Raw genomic sequence first — 3,751 nt, 5'->3', positions numbered from 1 at the left:
GTCGCCAACGGCGAAACCGTAGCGTGATGACGGAGTCATGAAAGAAAACAGAAAAGGAAAAGCAAAATAATGGCATCATAATAACCAAAATTGCGGTTACGAAAATAAAAATCACCCAGCCTAAAACAAACTCAAAAACAAAATCACAAAATAAACACAAAAAGCATAAAATTTACACAAAAATCATTTTTACTTATATCAACTTAAATATCAACATCTTAACAACAACAACAACAACAACAACAACAACAAGCCTTGCGTTTACAAATCACATACATTATAATTGACGAAATTTGCGCCAACGTTGATAAATTACGCCTATTAAAGCAAAAGGCTACAAAGTAAACAATTTTCAACTAACTGAAATTTAACGATATTTAACTTTGTAGCCAAACGCAGCTCGCTGCAATGCCAGTGAAAAGCCTAATTTACCGTTGATTTTACATTGCTTTAAAAGTAAACTGCGCGCTTTATTTTCGAATGAAAAAATTAATTTAACATTTTTACAACCGGCGAATGCCACTCAGGAGTACTTATGACATTTTTTTCACGCAAATGGCTGTTAGCACTTTTGCCATTTTTAACCACCGCTTGTGTCTACCACGATCCACTGACATGGACCGACACCAAAAACGTAGGCTACAGCGACTCAGTGCCAGAAGGCCGCGCATCTGTGGTGATTTACCGCCCAGCGGATGCCATCGACGGCTCCACCGTGAACGTTTACATCAACGGTGAATACTTGGCCTCATTGCAGCCAAATGCGTATCGTCAAGAAAATGTTTGCTCAGCTAACCAACGCCTGTTCGCCGAGTTTACCCAGCAAGACCCAGCCTACCGCGAAAAAGCGACCAAAGGCCAATACTACAACTTGCCTGAAAATCACGTGGCATTTTTCAAAATCGTGAACCAAAACGGCAAACCAGCCCTGGCGCAAGTGAGCGAAGACGTAGCCAAAGAAGAGCTGAAAAACGTCAAACGCCAAAACCACACCCTGCCACGCGTGGACAAAGTGGCGCAATGCTCAACCGTGTTGAAACAATACAACTTGGATGCCTCAGCGCTGTTCAAATTCAACCGCGCGGCCTACGGCGACATGCTCGCTAAAGGCAAGCAAGAAGTGGCGGAAGTGGCTGCCGACATCAAACAAAACCCAGCAAAAATCAAAGATATCCTCGTGATTGGCTACACTGACCCAGAAGGCAACGCCGCTTACAACAAAGCGCTCTCTGCCAAACGTGCGGCGACGGTGAAACAAGCGCTAGTGCAAGGCGGCGTTCAGTCAAACCTCATTATGACGGAAGGCCGTGGCCAAGCGGAGCTGGTGGTGCCAAACTGCCGCACGCAATTCCCGAACAACGCTAAAGCACGCCAACAATGCGACCAACCAAACCGTCGTGTTGCCATCATCGTGCACGGTGAAAACAAGTAATTCCAAAATGAACACAAGCCCAACGGCAAAAATGCAAAGTGCGGTTGGGCGCCATGAACAAGTTAATTTAAGGTAAATCAAATGGCTAAACAAATTACGTTGAACATCAACAACGCAAAAGAAACATTAGACACGGTTAAAATTGCGGTCCACTCGGGCAAAGCGGTTATTGTGAAAGCGCAGCCGCACGTTAATTATCAATTAACAGACGACGCGACCAACTTCGCGCCTGAAAACATTATGATCCAACGCGACGGCGACGACCTCAAAGTGGCGTTTGAAGGCTCAACGATTGAGCAACCTGATCTCATCATTGAAGGCTACTACGCTGATGGCAATGGTGCCGACAGCTTGCTGGTTGGCCAATTTGAAAATGGCAAAGTCTACCCATACGTGCCTGAAAGTGCGGTCAAAGCCGATGCAGTGACCGAATTAGCCGATGGCGCAGCGGCAGGCCAAGCACTCGGTGGCGAGCCTGTGACCGCACTTTGGGCATTCAGCCCATGGTGGTTGCTGGCATTGGTGCCATTGTTAGGCTTGGGCGGCGCGGCACTGTTCCACTCCAACGGTGGCGATGACGGCAATGGCAACCAAGCAGACACCACTGCCCCACACGCACCGAGCATCACAGCCAATGACGACGGCTCAATCACTATTTTGCCGCCAACAGACAAAGACACCAAAAAAGTGACTGTGGAATATACCGATGAAAACGGCCAAACACACACCGCTGTGATCGAAAAAGGTAAAGATGGCTGGTCAAGCACCGATCCAAACCTCAACGTTGACCCTAAAACAGGCAAAACCACCATTCCAGCTGACAAAGTCAAAGACGGCTCAACTGTGACTGGCACTGCCACAGATGACAGCGGCAACACCAGTGATCCAAGCACTGCGACGGCGGGTGATAATCCAGTTATTGCAACTGACGCGCCAGTTGTAACATTCCCAGAAGATAAAAATGGCGACGGAAAACTCAACGCCAAAGAAGACGCCGTTCCTAAAGGCAAAACACCAGTTGAAGTGAGCCTGCCAAAAGGCACAGAGCCAGGTGATACTGTTGAAATCACAGTCGATACCAACGGCAAAAAAGAAACCATCAAAGAGCCAGTTACTGAAGATGACATTAAAAATGGTCATGTCACCACCGATATCCCTGTGAAAAACGGTGACAAAGTCACTGTGACTGCGAAAGTGACGGATCCAGCTGGTAACGAATCAGCAACTTCACCAGAGAAGACACTGGAAGTCGATACTCAAGTGCCAGGTGATGTTGATGGCAATGGTACAGCAGATAATGGCGATAACAGTGATGACCCTAAAACACTGACCAAAGATGGTGCGCCAGTGATCAGCTTCCCTGAAGATAGTGCCAATGATAAAGCTGACGGCAAACTTAACAAAAACGAAGTAGGTGACGATAACGCGACACCTGTTCGTATCAGCTTACCAAAAGGCACAGAAGTGGGTGATACTGTTGAAGTAACCATTAATGGTAAAAAACAAAGCATTACTGTGAAAGATAGCGATCTAACCAACGGCTATGTACAAACTGACCCAGTGCCAGTAAAAGATGGCGATGTGCTGAAAGTGACAGCCAAAGTGATTGATGATGCCGGCAATGAGTCTAACTTAGGCGAAGGCTCAATTGAAATCGATCTCAGTGCGCCAAAACCAACTTTAACCGCGAAAGACGATGGCTCAGTTGACGTTGGCTTGCCTGATGACGCGAAACCAGTCGACAAAGTTGTGGTGAAAGTGCCGCAAGATAATGGCCCAGACAAAGAAGTTACCTTAACTAAAGGTGATGATGGCAAGTGGACATCTAACGACAAAGACACGATTCCTGATCCAGAAGGGAACACAGCAACTATCCTAGCGGATAAAGTGAAAGATGGTGGCGAAGTGACTGCGCATGGAGAAGACCCTGCAGGCAACACAGCGGATGCTGATCCTGTTAATGCAAATGAACAATTGGTTGACGATACGCGTGATTTAACACCAACTATCGAGTTCCCAGAAGACAAATCACCGAAAGATAACAAGCTAAATAAAGCTGAAGTTGATAGTGGTGAGAAAGATAAAGCAGAAGTGTTGGTAACCTTGCCACAAGATGCTAGAGAAGGCGATAAACTCATGGTTACAATTGATGGCAAACCACAGCAACCAATCACTGTTGATAAAAACGTGTTGGATAACGGCGCGAAAATCCAAGTTTCTGTCACTGAAGACACCAAGCAAATCAAGGTTGAAGCGAAAGTGACTAATGCCGACGATAAAGAGCTTGGTAATAGCAACAAGAGCATTAATGTTGACGTT

At 46.3% G+C, this 3,751-nt stretch carries 2 protein-coding genes; both read left to right on the top strand.

Going from position 1 to position 3,751, the window contains the following annotated elements; genetic code table 11:
* Window positions 1-535: 535 nt before the first annotated feature.
* A complete protein-coding gene (locus tag HPC37_RS10660; RefSeq protein ID WP_208123087.1) occupies window positions 536-1,432 on the top strand; it encodes an OmpA family protein in 897 nt (298 codons plus the stop codon).
* Window positions 1,433-1,513: 81 nt separating this feature from the next.
* Window positions 1,514-3,751: hypothetical protein (locus HPC37_RS10655; RefSeq protein ID WP_208123086.1), on the top strand; the 2,238-nt coding region annotated here is incomplete at its 3' end.

The organism is Spirabiliibacterium mucosae (assembly GCF_014884965.1).
In the GTDB taxonomy this organism is placed as follows: Bacteria; Pseudomonadota; Gammaproteobacteria; order Enterobacterales; family Pasteurellaceae; genus Spirabiliibacterium; species Spirabiliibacterium mucosae.
Note: the sequence above shows the minus strand (reverse complement) of the source record. Positions and strands in the feature narration are given on the sequence as shown.